Source organism: Streptomyces sp. NPDC056480 (assembly GCF_042795405.1).
Taxonomy (GTDB): Bacteria; Actinomycetota; Actinomycetes; order Streptomycetales; family Streptomycetaceae; genus Streptomyces.
The window spans coordinates 22,526-37,257 of the sequence record NZ_JBHTSA010000029.1 but is presented as its reverse complement, the minus strand read 5'-3'; the positions used below and the strand labels follow the sequence as shown (position 1 = coordinate 37,257).

The 14,732-nt window shown below is 71.8% G+C and carries 12 protein-coding genes; 5 read left to right on the top strand and 7 right to left on the bottom strand.

Going from position 1 to position 14,732, the window contains the following annotated elements; genetic code table 11:
- The first annotated feature begins 42 nt into the window (after nt 1-42).
- Entirely contained in the window at nt 43-690 is a 648-nt protein-coding gene (locus ACFQ79_RS15695) for a TetR/AcrR family transcriptional regulator (RefSeq protein WP_383583404.1), read from the top strand.
- A 42-nt stretch (nt 691-732) separates the two neighbouring features.
- Here the strand turns inward: ACFQ79_RS15695 and ACFQ79_RS15690 are convergent, their stop codons facing one another.
- The 3 genes from ACFQ79_RS15690 to ACFQ79_RS15680 form a co-directional block, all read right to left on the bottom strand.
- Complete coding sequence (locus ACFQ79_RS15690; RefSeq protein ID WP_383583402.1) at nt 733-1,773, bottom strand: vWA domain-containing protein; 1,041 nt, start codon at nt 1,771-1,773, stop codon at nt 733-735.
- Between the two features lie 252 nt (nt 1,774-2,025).
- Nucleotides 2,026-2,562 (bottom strand): NUDIX hydrolase family protein, encoded by a 537-nt coding sequence (locus ACFQ79_RS15685; protein WP_383583400.1) that lies wholly within the window; start codon nt 2,560-2,562, stop codon nt 2,026-2,028.
- An 83-nt stretch (nt 2,563-2,645) separates the two neighbouring features.
- The gene (locus ACFQ79_RS15680) at nt 2,646-3,089 is read right to left on the bottom strand and encodes a MarR family winged helix-turn-helix transcriptional regulator (protein ID WP_383583398.1); all 444 of its coding nucleotides are present in this window, start codon (nt 3,087-3,089) and stop codon (nt 2,646-2,648) included.
- A gap of 150 nt (nt 3,090-3,239) precedes the next feature.
- On the opposite strand from ACFQ79_RS15680, the gene ACFQ79_RS15675 reads away from it, so the two are divergent.
- Nucleotides 3,240-4,073, top strand: a complete 834-nt coding sequence (locus ACFQ79_RS15675) for an SDR family NAD(P)-dependent oxidoreductase (protein WP_383583396.1) — start codon at nt 3,240-3,242, stop codon at nt 4,071-4,073.
- A 95-nt stretch (nt 4,074-4,168) separates the two neighbouring features.
- On the opposite strand, the gene ACFQ79_RS15670 is transcribed toward ACFQ79_RS15675, so the two are convergent.
- The 3 genes from ACFQ79_RS15670 to ACFQ79_RS15660 form a co-directional block, all read right to left on the bottom strand.
- Nucleotides 4,169-4,957 (bottom strand): class I SAM-dependent methyltransferase, encoded by a 789-nt coding sequence (locus tag ACFQ79_RS15670; RefSeq protein ID WP_383583394.1) that lies wholly within the window; start codon nt 4,955-4,957, stop codon nt 4,169-4,171.
- A complete protein-coding gene (locus ACFQ79_RS15665) occupies nt 4,945-6,462 on the bottom strand; it encodes an NUDIX domain-containing protein (RefSeq protein ID WP_383583392.1) in 1,518 nt (505 codons plus the stop codon). The genes ACFQ79_RS15670 and ACFQ79_RS15665 overlap by 13 nt, the downstream gene beginning before the upstream one ends.
- A 138-nt stretch (nt 6,463-6,600) precedes the next feature.
- On the bottom strand, nt 6,601-8,619 hold the full coding sequence (locus ACFQ79_RS15660; protein WP_383583390.1) for an ABC transporter ATP-binding protein: 2,019 nt from the start codon (nt 8,617-8,619) through the stop codon (nt 6,601-6,603).
- A gap of 425 nt (nt 8,620-9,044) precedes the next feature.
- On the opposite strand from ACFQ79_RS15660, the gene ACFQ79_RS15655 reads away from it, so the two are divergent.
- On the top strand, nt 9,045-9,386 hold the full coding sequence (locus ACFQ79_RS15655) for a DUF5713 family protein (RefSeq protein ID WP_383583388.1): 342 nt from the start codon (nt 9,045-9,047) through the stop codon (nt 9,384-9,386).
- A 177-nt stretch (nt 9,387-9,563) separates the two neighbouring features.
- Here ACFQ79_RS15655 and ACFQ79_RS15650 read toward each other — a convergent pair whose 3' ends face one another.
- Nucleotides 9,564-9,935: a DoxX family protein gene (locus tag ACFQ79_RS15650; protein ID WP_383583386.1), complete on the bottom strand. Its 372-nt coding sequence runs from the start codon at nt 9,933-9,935 to the stop codon at nt 9,564-9,566.
- A 957-nt stretch (nt 9,936-10,892) separates the two neighbouring features.
- On the opposite strand from ACFQ79_RS15650, the gene ACFQ79_RS15645 reads away from it, so the two are divergent.
- Together ACFQ79_RS15645 and ACFQ79_RS15640 are read left to right on the top strand one after the other, a co-directional pair.
- Complete coding sequence (locus ACFQ79_RS15645) at nt 10,893-12,068, top strand: cytochrome P450 (protein ID WP_383583384.1); 1,176 nt, start codon at nt 10,893-10,895, stop codon at nt 12,066-12,068.
- Between the two features lie 149 nt (nt 12,069-12,217).
- The gene (locus ACFQ79_RS15640) at nt 12,218-14,728 is read left to right on the top strand and encodes an ABC transporter substrate-binding protein (RefSeq protein WP_383583381.1); all 2,511 of its coding nucleotides are present in this window, start codon (nt 12,218-12,220) and stop codon (nt 14,726-14,728) included.
- Nucleotides 14,729-14,732 lie beyond the last annotated feature (4 nt).

Sequence of the window (14,732 nt, the reverse complement as noted above, 5' to 3'; positions counted from 1 at the left end):
CTGCTGTCGTAAATTAAGACACGGATGTCGTAAGCTGCCAAGGTGTCTGCCTCCACCGCTTCGGAAGCCACGCCGCGCAAGCGGCGCCCCTACGCCCCGCGCGTCCCGCTCGCGGAGCGCCGCGAGCAACTGCTCGACGCGGCGCTGGCCGTGATCGTCAGTGACGGATACGCGGGGGTCTCCATCGACGCGATCGCGAAGCGGGCCGACGTCGCCCGGTCGGTGGTCTACGGCGTCTTCGAGAACCTGGGAGACCTCCTGGGCGCCCTGCTCGACCGGGAGCAGGGCCGCGCCTTCCGGCAGCTGCTCGAGACCGTTCCCGAAGGGGCGGACTCACGGGAACCGGCCGCGTTCGCCGCCGAGACCGTGCGCCGGATGTCCGCGATGCTCCGAGCCGCCCCCGACACCTGGCGGCTGATCCTGCTGACGCCGGGGGACATGCCCGCGGTCGTCCGCGACCGCGTCGAGGCGGACCGGGAACGGTTCCGGCGCCTCGTCGCCGACTGGATCACCGCGGTCCTCGCCGATCGGGGCCGATCCGAGCTCGACCCCCAGATCCTCGCCCATGCCTTCGTCGCCTGCGCCGAACAGTTCGGCCGCACCGCGCTCACCGACCCGCAGAGGTTCGCCCCGGAACAGGTGGCCCGGCAGGTGGAGCTGCTGTTCCACGCGCTCCGACCCGCCGCGTGAGGTGGCCGTCCGGGGACCCTTGCCGGGTCCCCGGACAAGGCGTCAGCGCATCAGCAGCAGTCGGGTGTTGGGTACGAGCTTCCGGTTCACGCTGGTGCTCTGCACGAAGATCGTGAAGTCGTCGTTGTGGTCGGGCTTGACGCGCACCTCGACGTCCGGCAGGCCCAGCAGCGATCGGGCCTCGGGCCCCGTGTACACCCGGTCCGTCTTCTTCTCCAGTATCGCGATCTGCTTCCGCGCCTGGATCTTCTCCGACTTGCTCAGCTGGTAGAACGCCCCACCGGTCCGGTACGTGTGACCGCTTTCGACGACCCAGTCCCGGATCGCCGCATCGCGGGCCACCGCGATCAGGTCGTACTGCGACGGGTCCACGGGGGCCAGACCCGCCGCCTCGACGGTGTCCTTGTTCACGGCCTCGGCCCCCACGGAGAACACGGCCCGCGATCCCCGGATGCCCTTGCTTCGCCCCACCATGAACTTCTCGGTGGCCTCCTGGATGACCTGACCGGCCTCCTCCAGGCCCTGTGTGCTCGTGGCGTCCCAGATGGCGATGTTGTCCTTCGGGAAGCCGCCCTGCATGGCCTCGTGCTTGCCCATCTGGTCCGGGACGAGGACGGCGAGCGTCCAGTTGTCCTCCTGCGTGCGGATCATCTCCGCCACGGCCTTCACCAGTTCACGCGGATCCTTGGTCGGAGCGTCCGGGCAGCGGTGGCTGGCGTTCTCCTGGCCGTCGGTGAGCACGAACGTCAGGAAGCTGTGGTCGTCGTACAGCTGCGCCGTCTGCGCGAGCTCCCGCTGCGACTTCAGCGCGGCCGCCAGCAGGGCCGTCATGCCGCCCACCCGGTACAGCTGCTTCAGCGACGGCATGCGCAGCACGTCCTTGTCGTAGATGACGCACTCCACCTTGTCGGCGAAGACGTACACCGTGACGCGGGTCTCCTGGTCCAGGTCCTCGGATCGGCGGGCGAGGTACGCGATCTGCTGGTCGGCGACCTCGATGACCTTGCGGCTCAGGTGCGACATGGACGAACTGGCGTCCAGGACAAGAGCAACGTGGTTGATGTAGTTCTGGCTTCGGGTCATGACAGCTCCCCCTTGTTCCGACTCGATGCACCTACCGTCTCACCCACCACTGACAATCGAACGTGGCTTCGAGGTGGGCGGGCGCCGGGGGCCGAGCGCTCCCTGAGGGGGCCGGTTGGTTCGCCGGTGGGGGTCCTGCCGTGGCCGGGAAGCACGACTTCGCCGAGGCCGTGACCGCGCTGCCGCCGCCCCTTTCCCGGGCGGCGGCAGCGGCAGCGGCAGCGTGGCTGTCGGTCGTGGTCGACCCGACGCTCAGTACGCGTGTCCCACGTGCGCGAGGGCCTGCTTCAGCAGCGTCCCGCGGCCGTCCGGCATCTCGTTCTGTACGGCGGGGGAGGCCGCCTCCTGCGGGCTGAACCAGACGAGGTCCAGGGCGTCCTGCCGTGGGCGGCAGTCGCCGCTCACCGGCACGATGTACGCCAGCGAGACCGCGTGCTGGCGGGGGTCGTGGTACGGCGTGATGCCGGCCGTGGGGAAGTACTCGGCGACGGTGAAGGGCTGCGGTGCGGGAGGGACGCGTGGCAGGGCCACGGGGCCGAGGTCTTTCTCCAGGTGGCGTAGGAGTGCGTCGCGGACGCGTTCGTGGTGCATGACCCGGCCGGAGACCAGGGTGCGGCTGATGGTTCCGTCCGCGCCGATCCGCAGGAGCAGACCGATGCTGGTGACTTCGCCGCTGTCGTCCACGCGCACGGGTACGGCCTCGACGTACAGGATCGGCATCTGGGCCCGAGCCGCGTTCAGCTCGTCCGTGCTCAGCCAGCCGGGCGTGGTCTCTGTCATGTCGGACATCGCTTGATCATACTTACCCGACCGGGCCTCGGCCTAGGTCGCGTGTCTGCCAGGCGGGTGGGAGCTCACGCGGGCCCGTGGGCCTACGGGGTGGCGCCGGTCGGCCACGGTTCGTCGGCGATCAGCGCCAGGAGCCGGCCGAGCGTCTCGCGCTGCTCCCGGTCGAGCGCTCCGAGCGGGTCGGTGGCGAACGGCATGGCCGTGCGCAGCTCGGCGATCGTCCGATGGCCCTCTTCGGTGGCGGCGACCAGCTTGACCCGGCGGTCCGCGGCCCCCGACCGCCGTTCGACCAATCCGCGTTCCTCCAGCCGGTCGACCAGTGCCGTGAGGTTGGACGGCTCGGCCCGCAGCCGCTCGGCGAGTGCCCGCATCGGTACCGGCTCGGAGCTGTACAGCAGCGCTTTGGCCTGGAGCGGGGTCAGGTCCTGCGCGGTGGCGGCGGCCTCGGCCTCGCGCGCGTACCTGCGGTTGACGACGGCGAACAGGCCGACCACCCGCGCGTCGAGCTCGTCTGCGGGATAGGTCATGGCGTCCACTGTAGCCAGGTGCTTGACAGTGGCAAATATTCAGGCCCATAGTTATGAAGCATAGTGATTATGGTTCATAAGTAGTTGTCGAAACGAGTGACGCCGAGCCTCGCCCGGAGCGACTCGGCATCACCGCAGAGAGGGTTCTCCATGTCCGACAAGGTCGTCCTGATCACCGGCACCTCCTCCGGAATCGGCCTCGCCGCTGCCGTCTCCGCAGCCCGCGCGGGCTTCACCACGGTCGCCACGCTGCGCGACCCGGCCCGAGCCGGCGCGTTGCGCACGGCGGCCGAGGCGGCCGGGGTCGCACTGGACATCCGCCGCCTGGACGTCACGGACGCCGCCTCGGTCGAGGAGTGCGTCGCCGGCGTGATCGCCGACCACGGCCGGCTGGACGCCGTGGTCAACAACGCGGGCGCGGGCCACGTCGGCACCATCGAGAACGAGTCGGTGGACGAGGTCCGCCAGGTGATGGAGGTCAACTTCTTCGGCGTGGTCACCGTCACCAAGGCCGTCATGCCGCACCTGCGCGCCACCGGAGGGCGGCTGCTCACCGTCACCAGCGTCGGCGGCGTGATCGGCCAGCCGTTCAACGAGGCGTACTGCGCTGCCAAGTTCGCGGCCGAGGGCTTCATGGAGAGCCTGGCCCCGGTCGCCGCCACGGTCGGTGTCACGGTCGCGGTGATCGAGCCCGGCGCCGTGGCCAGCGAGTTCGTCGCGAACGTGGGCGTCGAGGAGAACGCGGCAGCCGAGGCCGGCGTCTACGGACCGGCCCTGGCGCACTACCTCGACCGCACCCGCGGCGCCTTCGCCGCCGCCCAGACGTCGGAGGCGGTGGGGGAGGCGATCACCGAGGCGCTCACCACCGATCGACCGGCCTTCCGGATCCAGACCTCGGACGCGGCCCGCGCCTTCGTCGGCGCGAAGCTGGCGGACCTGGACGGCTCGCGGATCCAGACGGCCACCGCGGCCTGGGTGGCCTGAACCACGCGCCGGGAAGGGGGCGAGGCGGGGCACGCGGACGCTCCCTCTCCCTTCTCGAGCCCGTTCCCGTTCCCGTTCCCGTCATCCCGTTCCCGTCATGGGCTCCTCCGTTCCGTCTCGCGTCGGGCCAGCGTGTGCACGAGGCGGCCGAGCTGCCGGTAGGGGTCCCGCGTCGAGGCGGCCCACTCCGTCTGCAGCGCCTGCGCGTACTCCCCGGCGCCCGGGGCCCAGTCCACCCGATGGTCGTGGAAGATCCGCACCCCCTGCCACGGGAGCGGAACGAGCCCGTGCTCGGCCGCCAGCCCGTCGAGCGTCCCGGCCGCATCCCCACGCGTCTGCAGGCCCAGATTCCCCATGCTCGTCGCGGCGCCGTGCTCGATGAGGCCGCGCGCCACCCCGTACTCGCCGCGCAGGGCCTCACGGAAGCCGATCGCGGCCCGGTTCTTCGTGAGGATGCTCAGCACCCCGCCACGGGCCACCAGCCCCGCGAGGCGACCGATCGCGTCGGCCGGGTCGTCCAGGTACATGAGCACCCCGTGACAGCACACGGCGTCGAAGCGCTCTCCCCCGAAGGGAAGGCTGTCGAGGCCTGCTTCGAGGAGGCGGATCCGCGGGGCGAGGTCGGGCCGCGCGCCCACACGGCGGGCCGAAGTCCCGAGCATCTCCGCGGACGGGTCGGCGGCCGTCACATGGTGACCGGCCGCCGCGAGCCGAAGGGTCATCTCGCCGTTCCCGCAGCCGACGTCCAGGACCCGTGCGGACCCCGTGGGCAGTTCGGCGAGGAGCCGGCGCGCGACGAGGTCGTGACGCAGACGGCCCCGGGCGCTGAGGGAGTGGGCCGAGTACGCGGCGCCCACGGCGGCGAAGTCGGTCAACGCGCCCACCCCCGTTCCGTATAGGGCAGGCCGTCCTGGATCCCCTCGATCGCCGCGCGGGTGTAGGGGACGATCGGCTCGGGCAGGTCCCTGGGATTCCACCACTGCCACTCCAGACACTTGTCCGGCTCCCGCAGCTCTGGGGTGCCCTCCCAGCGGCGGGCCCGGAAGAACAGCTGGATCCTCGGGGGCCGCGCCCCGGGCTGCTCCCCGGCTCCCTCCCCCTCGGACCAGGGCCGGTCGACCACGTGCACGGTGTGGACGAGTTGGAGGTCTTCGCGGTCGATCACGAGGCCGGCCTCCTCGTACGCCTCCCGGACCAGGCACGCGGTCGCCGACTCCGCCTCGCAATGACCGGCGAGCGCATGCCACGATCCGCCCGCGTACGCCGAGTCCGGGTGGCGACGGCCCAGCAGGATCCGTCCGGCGCGTTCCAGGTAGAGGTGAACGCCGACGACGTGCGGGACGGAGCCGGACGGCACCGTCGCCCGCTCGCGCGCCCCGGCGCTCGCCGTGGGGCCGGCCGTGGGTACGGCGTGCTCGGTCGCGTGCCGTTCGACGAGTTCCCTGGTCGAGGCCGCCATCGTCAGGCGCGGGAGCTTCCCCGGGGCCATCCAGGCGAGCATCACCCCTTCGGTCAGCCGCAGGGCGGACGGGTCGCCGCTCCAGCGGCCGGTGAAGACCTGGATCGGCACGGTCGTGCCCTTCGTTCCGATGGCGTGCTCGACGGCGTACGGCCGCAGGTCGGCGACCTCCAGGCCTGCCTCCTCCCGGAGTTCGCGGCGGACGGTGTCCAGCAGGGTGTTGTCCTGCGGCTCCCTACCGCCCCCGAGCAGGGACCAGGCTCCCGGCTGCCAGATCTCGGGCTTGTCGGCGTCGCGCAGGTGCAGCAGGTATCGGCCCCGGCCGTCGTGGATCATCGCGCCGGCGTCCTGCGGCACGATCGGGCCGCCCAGCGCCGAGGCCGTCAGCCTGGCGCGCAGTGCGGGTGAGCCGACCTCACCGAACGACAGCCAGACGGCTTCCGTGACCTCCTCGGCCTGCAGAGCGAGTTCGAGCGCGGGTGCGTCGCCCACCAGGCGGAAGACGAAGCGCACGTCGTAGTGACGGTGGGCGGGTTCGGCCTTGGAAGGACGGGCGTCGACGTCGTGCCCGGCGATGTCGACGGGGTGGTCGCGGAACTCGGGTGTCAGCGTGAGTGCGGAGGCGGAGAGCCCTGTCTCCTCCTCCAGTTCCCGCAGTGCGGCCGCGAGCAGCGACGTGTCGGAGGCCTCGATGTGGCCGCCCGGCGGGAGGAGGAGCCCGGAGGCGTTGTGCCGTACGTGCAGGACGCGCCGGGCGCCGTCGACGACGACCGCACTGCAGGTGAGGTGCCCGGGCAGCGCGGAGCGGCTGGTGGGATCTCCGCCGGCGTCCAGGATGTCCAACAGCCCGGACAAAGACCGGTGTTCAGCGGGGTGCTCGGTGAGATGGGTGGTGATCAGATCACGAACGTGGGAGAGGGACGGCGGCATGTCAGAACCTCATGGAGAAGGGGGCGTAAGCGGGCGGGAGGGGCGGCCTGCCGTTCTTCGTGCCGCGAGCGCGAGCCCCGGGTGAGTCGCTCACGCGACATCCGGTCGGGCGGGCCTTCGCTGTCACGGTGACGCGCGTCATGACGCGGCCTCCCCGCCGCCCCCGCCGGTGCCCGGAGCGCTCGGTGCCTCCGCGGCCGGTACGGGCTGGGCCGGAACGGCCGGCTGTACGAACTGGCGGGCCTGCAGTTCGTACGCCTCTCTGAACGCCCCGGTGCCGGTCGTCGGGTTCATGAGCTCGGCGAAGGTGCCCTGTTCGGCGACCCTTCCCTCGTCGAGTACGTAGATCACGTCGGCGTGGCGGGCGCTGGCCAGGCGGTGGGTGATGAGCACGGTGGTCTGCCCCTTGTCGGCCAGCTGGTGGATCTGGTCGAAGACCCGCTGCTCTGCGGCCGCGTCCAGGGCGCTGGTGGGCTCGTCGACGATCAGCACGGCGCCGTCGCGGTGCCGGGCTCGGGCGAGGCCGACCTTCTGCCACTGACCGCCGGAGATCTCCTGCCCGCCCTTGTAGCCGCGGGTGAGGAGGGAGTCCCAGCGGCGCGGGAGGCCCGTGATGACCTTGTCGGCCCCCGAGTACGCGGCGGCCGGTCCGACGGCCGCGTCGTCCATCGGGCCGGACGTGCGCCCGATGCCGATGTTGACGCGGGCTGTGAACGGCCACCGGAAGAAGTCCTGCGCGACCATCGCCACGCGCGCGAAGACCTGCGCCCGGTCGGCCTCCGCCGTGCTCACCCCGCCCCACAGGACTCTTCCGCTGTCGGGGAGCCGGGCACCGCTGAGCAGGCTGATCAGGGTCGATTTCCCGGCGCCGTTGCTCCCGACGAGGGCGACCGTCCTGCCGCGGGGGATGACCAGGTCGACCTCGAACAGGGACGGCCTGTCCTTGCCGGGGTAGGTGAAGGTGACCTGCTCGAAGCGAACCTCGTCCACCTCATCGGGGAGGTCGCGCCCGCCGGTGGGGATGGCGCGCCGGACGGCCTCCGTGCACAGGGTCTCCAGATCGGCGACGAACAGAGCCTCCTCCTGCACGTCCGTGACGCGGAGGACGAGGTCGGTGATGCTGGCCGAACCGGTGCGGATCGCCAGGACCGCCGTGCCGGCCACCGCGAGGTCCATGCGTCCGTTCCACAGCAGTAGACCGAGGACTCCGTACGTGGCGACGGTCGCGAGTCCGCGGGCCGAGTCCGCGAGCACATGGGTGCGCGCGCCGGTCCAGGCGAGCCGGGTCTGCTCGCGCTCGCTCGTCTGCGCCATCTCCCGGAAGTGCGTGAGGAGGAACGGAGCGACGTCGTGGACACGGATCTCGGCCGCCGCCTGCGGGTTGATCAGGAGCTGACTGATCAGCTTGGCGGCCCGGACGTGCTGGACGAAGCGGTGCCAGCTGACGTACCGATGCCTGGCCATGGTGAGCGAGCCCCACGCGCTGGGGAGCGCCATGAACGCCAGCAGCGGCAGGAGTGTCCAGTGCAGCACCGCGAGGACGCCGGCGGCGGCGATCAGGGAGATCGCGGAGGTGACCACGGCGGTGCAGTAGCCGACCATCCGCCGGGCCGCGTCGGCGCCCCACTGGGCGGAGTCCATCAGTTTGTGGAAGGCGTCGTCCTCGATCGCCTCCAGTTCCACCTTGGCCACGAGCCCGAGATAGCGCTCTGTCGCCACCCGTTGGGCCTTCGGCTCCAGGATCCCGGTGGCGGCGGCCGAGGCCGACTTGCACGCCGAGCCGATCACCGCAAGCACGGCGACCAGGGCGAGCGACGGCAGCGCGGCGCGGAGCCTTCCGGTGATGTCGCCGGACGCGAGCAGTTCGACGAGGAGGGAGTTGACCGCGATCAGGGAGACGGCCTGCGCGATCCCGCGGGCGATCTCGCAGACGGCGACCGTGGCGAACGCCCGCTGGTCGGCCTCGCGCGCCAGCCGGATCGCGACCGCGACCTGTCGTGGCAGGGCGCCGCCCATCTGCCGCAGCCCCAGCTTCAGCCAGGCCCCGTCGTGGCTGCCCCAGCCGTAGTCGTAGGTGAGCTCGCCGCCGAAGAGCAACTTCTCGGAGGGCGAAGGCCCGTCCACCGAGGACGGGGCGGTGACGTCGCTGTCGGTCATCCCCACCACCTCGTGTCCGGTCGTGCGGCGAAGGAGGTGCCGGCGGTACGCCGATACGGCAGGGGGTACATGTCAGCCTCCGGGAAGGGGTGCGGTGAGGGGTTGCCAGGCTCAACGACGACCCCCGCCTTCTCGAACACATGACTTTTGGACGTGCTGCGAACCCCGGCTCCAGGCGAAAGTTCGTTCGTTCCGGGTACACCGACCCTTGCCGGGCCTGGCCCCGGCGTCGACGCGGTGGTGGCCGAAACGCCGATGGCCGCCCTCAGGACCCGAACCCCAAGTGAGGCTGCCAGCAGGGCTCGTGGGGCGAGAAGAGCGGAGGCGGGCTCGCCGGGATGCCCGAAGCGGTGCGTTGTCAGTGGTCCCGTTCAAGATGGGCACGACAGTTCTTCCTCATCCCCACTTCAAGGACGGAGGCGTCCATGCCGATCACGAACCGACAGGTCGCCGGGCACGCGTTTCTCCGGCAGCTGTACGCGGACGCGTACTTCCCCGACCACGTCGTCGACAAGGGCAAGGCGGTCCTGCTGCGGCTGTGCGAACGGATCGAAGCCGAGCGGCCGGCCGACCTGGCGGCCCTGTACGGACTGACTCACGCCGCGACGGACGAGTTCAACCTCCTGGAGGCGGAGTTCGAGGCCGCGGGCAGTGAGATCGAGACGGTCGCGCGGGAGGTCATCGCCGAGGACTTCTGGCGTGTCGCGTCGGCCTACGGGTTCGCGGACGCGGACGTGGAGGAACTGATCGCCACGCGGGAGTGGTGAGAGGCCGGGGATGCTGTCGTGGCGGTGACCGCCTGGGCTCAAGCTCCGTACTGCGGAGACCGGTTACTGAACGACGGCCCGATGGCCGCAGGGCTCCGGGGCGGAGGCCGGAGGGGCCCCAGCCCGTGGCGCGCGGCGCGGGGCGCGGGGCGCGCGCCGCGCCTCGGTCCATCGGTGTCAGGAGTCGGCGCGGCCGACGCTGCGTGCCCACAGGATCAGGGGGATCTGGAGGGGGAGCCGACCGTAGGCGATCGCCTGAGCCTTCGGCGAGCGGGTTCGCCAGTCGTAGGCCATCTTGACGTTGGCCGGGAAGACTCCGGCGAAGAACAGGGCCGTGGCGCGGGCGCTGGCCTTGCGGGTCGCCGGAAGGGCGAGGCCGGCGGCGAGGGCGAGTTCCGCGACCCCGCTGGCCTTGGTCCAGGTCCGGGGGCTGCCCGGAAGGGACTCCGGCACGGTGGCGTCGAACTGCTTGGGGGAGACGAAATGGGCGACGCCCGCGGAGGCGAGCAGGCCGGCGAGCAGGAGGGCGGAGCGTGTGGACCGGGACATCGGATTCCTCCGGAAGCGGGGCGGAGCGGCGGTGGGGAGAGAGGGCAGTGCGCATACCTTACCGGCCGGTAAGTATGTGCGGGAGGGGGGTACTCCGGGCGACAGCGACGTGGGGTACCTTCGTCGGCACCACAAGGGGAGGGGGTTGGTGTGCGGATCGCCGCTGCCGAGGTCTTCTCGTGTGCCGTGTGCCGGGCCCGGTTGTCCGCTCCGGTGCGCGAGGTGCACCCTCCTGCGGAGGGTGAGGCCTGGACACCGCTCAGTTCTCCCGTGGATCCCTGCCCGCCCAGAATGGCCCCCGGTACCTTCGCCTACGACCCGGAGCCGGGACGTACCACCTGGGGGCCGCCGCCCAAGGGCTTCGGGAAGTCCCGGGCGGGACACGGGCCAGGGGTGGACCCGCTGCTGAGTCCGGGCGACGTCGTCGGCACCACGAAGATCCTCAGTCGCTGGGGCGGCTGCTGCGGGCCGACCGGACTGGAGGGGCCGAACCTGGCCTGCGAGGGGTGCGGGGCGGAGGTCGGTCTGTGGATCGGTGACTGCTACACCTGGCTGGAGGTCGTCCTCAACGGGCGCCTCGTCAGCCGTTCGCCGGCCACCGCCACTGCGTCGCCTGCGCCACCCACGGTGTCCCGGTCAGGGCCCCGGCACGCCGCATCAGGGTCTTGAAGGGTCTTGATCCGGCGCTGCACCGTGCGCCGACTGACCCGCAGCCGGGAGGCGATGGCCGTGTCCGCGGTTCAGGCGACGATCAGGGAGAGCAGACACCTCGCCTCGATAGCGGCTTCGGGCAGGGGGCCGACACCTGCGCACCTGCGCACCGGTGCCGAAGGAGCCGACCACGGCCCGACCACGGCCCGACCACGGCCCGACCACGGCCCGACCACGGCCCGATCGCGGGCCGGGACGGGCGTGTCGCAGTCCGCGGCCGGTCGGAGCCCGTTGGAGCCTGGGGACATGACCGACCCGACTCAGGAACCCCGCTTCCTCCAGGACCCCTACCCGGCCTACGCGGCCATGCGCTCCATATCCCCGGTGCGACCCGTCCCCGGCTCCGGCGGGCGCCCCGCCTACCTCGTCACGGGCTACGCGGAAGCCAGAGCGGCCCTCGGCGACGCGCGCCTCTCGAAGGACACGGCCGCGTTCTTCGCGGACAAGGGATCGCGGCGCCGTCTGCACCCCGCGGTCGCCCACACGATGCTGGCCAGCGACCCGCCCCAGCACACCCGGCTGCGCGGACTGGTGACCAGGGCGTTCACCACCGGGGCTGTCGCCCGGCTGCGCCCGTTCATCGCCCGCGTCACCGACGAGCTGCTGGATCAGTGGCCCGCCGACGGGCCGTTCGACTTCGTGGCCGGCCTCGCGGTGCCGCTGCCCGTCATCGTGATCTGCGAGCTGCTCGGAGTCCCGCAGGCGGACCGGCCCGACGTGCAGCGCTGGTCGGCGCAGCTCTTCGCGGCAGGGGAGTCCGATGTCATCGACGCCGCCTCGCACGCGATGGCCGACTACATGACGGACCTCGTCGCCGCCAAGCGCCGGGAACCCGGCAGTTCTCTCCTCGACCGGCTCATCGCCGCTCGCGACGGAGACGATCACCTGAGCGAGACGGAGCTGGTCTCGCTGGCCGTGCTCCTCCTCGTGGCCGGCCACGAGACCACCACCAACGCCCTCGGAAACGCTCTTCTGGCACTGCTCCGGCACCCGGCCGCTCTGGACCGCCTTCGCGCCAAGCCCGACGACGTCCCCGCCGCGCTGGACGAACTGCTCCGTTTCGACTCGGCGGTGAGCACGGCCACCTTCCGGTTCACCACGGAAGCCGTCGAGCTCGGCGGTACGGAGATCCCGGCCGGAGTCCCGGTCCTGGTCGCACTGGGCGCGGCCAACCGGGACCCGGCGCGGTTCCCGGCGCCGGACCGGCTCGACCTGGACCGGAACGCGGCTGCCCACCTCGCCTTCGGCCACGGCATTCACCGCTGTGTCGGCGCGCCCCTGGCGAGGGCAGAGGCGGAGATCGCCCTGCGGGCGCTCCTGACCCGATGCTCCGGCGTCCGTCTCGCCGTCCCGGAAGACCGACTGGAATGGCGTCGCACCCGACTCGTCCGCGGGCCGGCATCACTCCCCGTACGGGCCTGACGGCCGCCGTCGACGGATCGCGTGCGCCCCTCGTCGCCTGGCCGACACCTCCACAGGCTGAAGGCGCCATCCGATCGCGCCGTCACCGAAGGCGTGTTCCAGCCGTGGTTCCATCACCTGATCGGACCAGTAAGTCCTAGAGTGTGCGCGTGACCGAGCAGAATCCCGAACTCATCGCCGGCCGCTACCAGCTGGTCGAACGCATCGGCCAGGGCGGCATGGGCCGGGTGTGGCGCGGCCTCGACCAGCAGCTCTTCGGGCGCGAGGTCGCCGTCAAGGAGATCCTGTTCCCGCCGGGCATGGACGACGACGACCGGGCCGTGCTGCTCCGGCGGTTCACCGGCGAGGCCCGCGCAGCGGTCACTCTCAGCCACCCCGGCGTCATCACCGTCCATGACGTCGTGGAGCATCACGGAGCCCCCGTCATCATCATGGAGCTGATCCGTGGGCAGTCCCTGGCCGCCGCCATCCGAAGCCACGGCAGACTGCCCGTACGGCGGGTGGCCGAGATCGGCGCCGCCATGCTCGACGCGCTGGCCGAGGCGCACCGGGCGCGCATCGTCCATCGCGACATCAAGCCGGACAACGTGCTCCTGACCAAGGACCGTGTCGTCCTGACCGACTTCGGCATCGCCCACCTCGCGGACGCCACGACCAAACTGAGTCACAGCGGAATCGTGATCGGCACCCCGCAGTACATGCCGCCGGAGCAGCTGGACGGCAAGCGCCCGACTCCGGCCAACGATCTGTGGGCGCTCGGCGCGACCCTGTACCACGCCGTCGAGGGACGCCCGCCGTTCGAGGCGGAAGGGCTCCATGCCCTGGCCGTGGCGGTGTTCACCAGCCCGCACCGGTCGCCGGTCCATGCCGGCCCGCTGACCCCCGTCCTGGACGCGCTCCTTACCAAGGACCCGGCTCGGCGCGTGGGTGCCTCGGAAGCAGCCGAGATGCTCGCCTCCGTGCTGCGGTCCACGGCAGGTCCCGACGTGTCCGCCGAGCACGGACCCGTGCGCGAACAGGGCCCCGAGTCCGAACCCACGCCCACTCCCGCCGACACCCCCGTCCCCACGCCCGATCCGCGGGTGACCCCTGCGCCTGCACCGGAACCTGCGCCCGCGCCCGCACCCGTACCCGTACCCGTATCGGACGCGGTGGCGGAGAACGCCTCCGTCCCGCCGATGCCGCAGCAGGCGCCCTCTCCGACTCCGCCACCACCGACCCCCACGGTCCTCGACTCCGGTTCCGCCGCCGGCACGCCGCGCGGCCCCGTGCCGGACCGCCCGACCACTCCGCGCGTGCCCGTGCCCGTACCCCAGGGGGAGAGCCAGGTCACGCTCGACGCGGCGGGCGACTCCGAGCACCGAGGGCCGATGTCGCCTCCGCGGCGTGGTCTCACCCGGCGCTCCGCGGTCCTGGGCACGGCGCTTGCGGTGCTGGCCTCCGGTTCCCTCCTGACCTGGGCCCTCACCCGCGACGACGACGCCGCCCGCGGTGGGGCGGCAGGCAGCGGGGCGGGCAACCCCTCCGTCACGGTGGTGATCGGCGTGGACGCACCGCTGAGCGGCGGACTGTCCCCGATGGGCGTCGGCATCAAGAACTCCGCCGACCTGGCGGCCAGGACCGCCAACGAGTCCCGCCACGTCCCCGGCGTGACATTCGAGATCGAGGCGCTGGACGACGCGGCCGCCCCCGCCAAGGGCGCGGCGAACGGCACCCGGTTCGTGGCCGACGAGAAGGTTCTGGGCGTCGTCGGCCCTCTCAACTCCGCTGTCGCCCGAGCACTGGTGCCCCCACTCGCGCGGGCGGACGTGGTCAACGTGTCACCGGCCAACACCGACCCGGCCCTGACCCTGGGCCCCGACTGGGCAGCGGGCACCAGATCCCGACCCCACTCCACCTACTTCCGCACCATCGCGACGGACGTCGACCAGGGGCCGTTCGCCGCCCGGTACCTGCATGAGGCGAAGAAGACCAAGCTGTACGTCGTCGACGACACGAGCGCACACGGCACCGCACTCACCGCCGGTCTCACCGCCGAGTTCACCCGACTCGGCGGCACCGTCGTCGGCACCGAGCAGGTCGACCCCGCGGAACGCGCCTTCGCGGGACTCGCCGTCAGAGTGCGGGCCTCAGGCGCCGACGCCGTCTACTTCGGCGGCTACTACGACACCGCTGCGCCGCTGTCCCAGCAGCTCAAGCAGGCGGGGGTGAACGTCCCCCTGATGGGCGGCGACGGCATCTTCGACCAGCAGTACCTCACGGAGAACCCGCAGGCCGAGGGCGATCTCGCGACCCAGATCGGCGTGCCCGCCGATGGGTCGGCGGCAGGCCGGGAGTTCCTCGCCCGGTACCGGAAGGCGAACTACCCCGAGCCGCCGGGCTGGTACGGCCCCTACGCCTATGACGCGACCTGGGCCCTCATCGAAGCGGTGAAGACCCTCGTGACGGACAACGGCGGCAGGCTCCCGGACGACGCCAGGGCGAAGCTCTCGCCGGCAGTCGCCGGTGTGGCCTTCGACGGGGTCACCGGCCGTGTGGCCTTCGACAGGGAAGGCGACACGGTCGACCGCAGGCTGACGGTGTACGCGGTGAACGACGGCAGCTGGAGGATCGCTGCCCCCAGCGGTCCCACCACCCCCCTGACCGCCTCCGGGGGCTAGGCTC

Excerpts from the sequence above, each read along its gene's own strand:
- ACFQ79_RS15690 (WP_383583402.1), bottom strand. The coding sequence starts at position 1,773 with ATGACCCGAAGCCAGAACTACATCAACCACGTTGCTCTTGTCCTGGAC.
- ACFQ79_RS15685 (WP_383583400.1), bottom strand. The coding sequence starts at position 2,562 with ATGTCCGACATGACAGAGACCACGCCCGGCTGGCTGAGCACGGACGAG.
- ACFQ79_RS15680 (WP_383583398.1), bottom strand. The coding sequence starts at position 3,089 with ATGACCTATCCCGCAGACGAGCTCGACGCGCGGGTGGTCGGCCTGTTC.
- ACFQ79_RS15675 (WP_383583396.1), top strand. The coding sequence starts at position 3,240 with ATGTCCGACAAGGTCGTCCTGATCACCGGCACCTCCTCCGGAATCGGC.
- ACFQ79_RS15665 (WP_383583392.1), bottom strand. The coding sequence starts at position 6,462 with ATGCCGCCGTCCCTCTCCCACGTTCGTGATCTGATCACCACCCATCTC.
- ACFQ79_RS15660 (WP_383583390.1), bottom strand. The coding sequence starts at position 8,619 with ATGACCGACAGCGACGTCACCGCCCCGTCCTCGGTGGACGGGCCTTCG.
- ACFQ79_RS15655 (WP_383583388.1), top strand. The coding sequence starts at position 9,045 with ATGCCGATCACGAACCGACAGGTCGCCGGGCACGCGTTTCTCCGGCAG.
- ACFQ79_RS15650 (WP_383583386.1), bottom strand. The coding sequence starts at position 9,935 with ATGTCCCGGTCCACACGCTCCGCCCTCCTGCTCGCCGGCCTGCTCGCC.
- ACFQ79_RS15645 (WP_383583384.1), top strand. The coding sequence starts at position 10,893 with ATGACCGACCCGACTCAGGAACCCCGCTTCCTCCAGGACCCCTACCCG.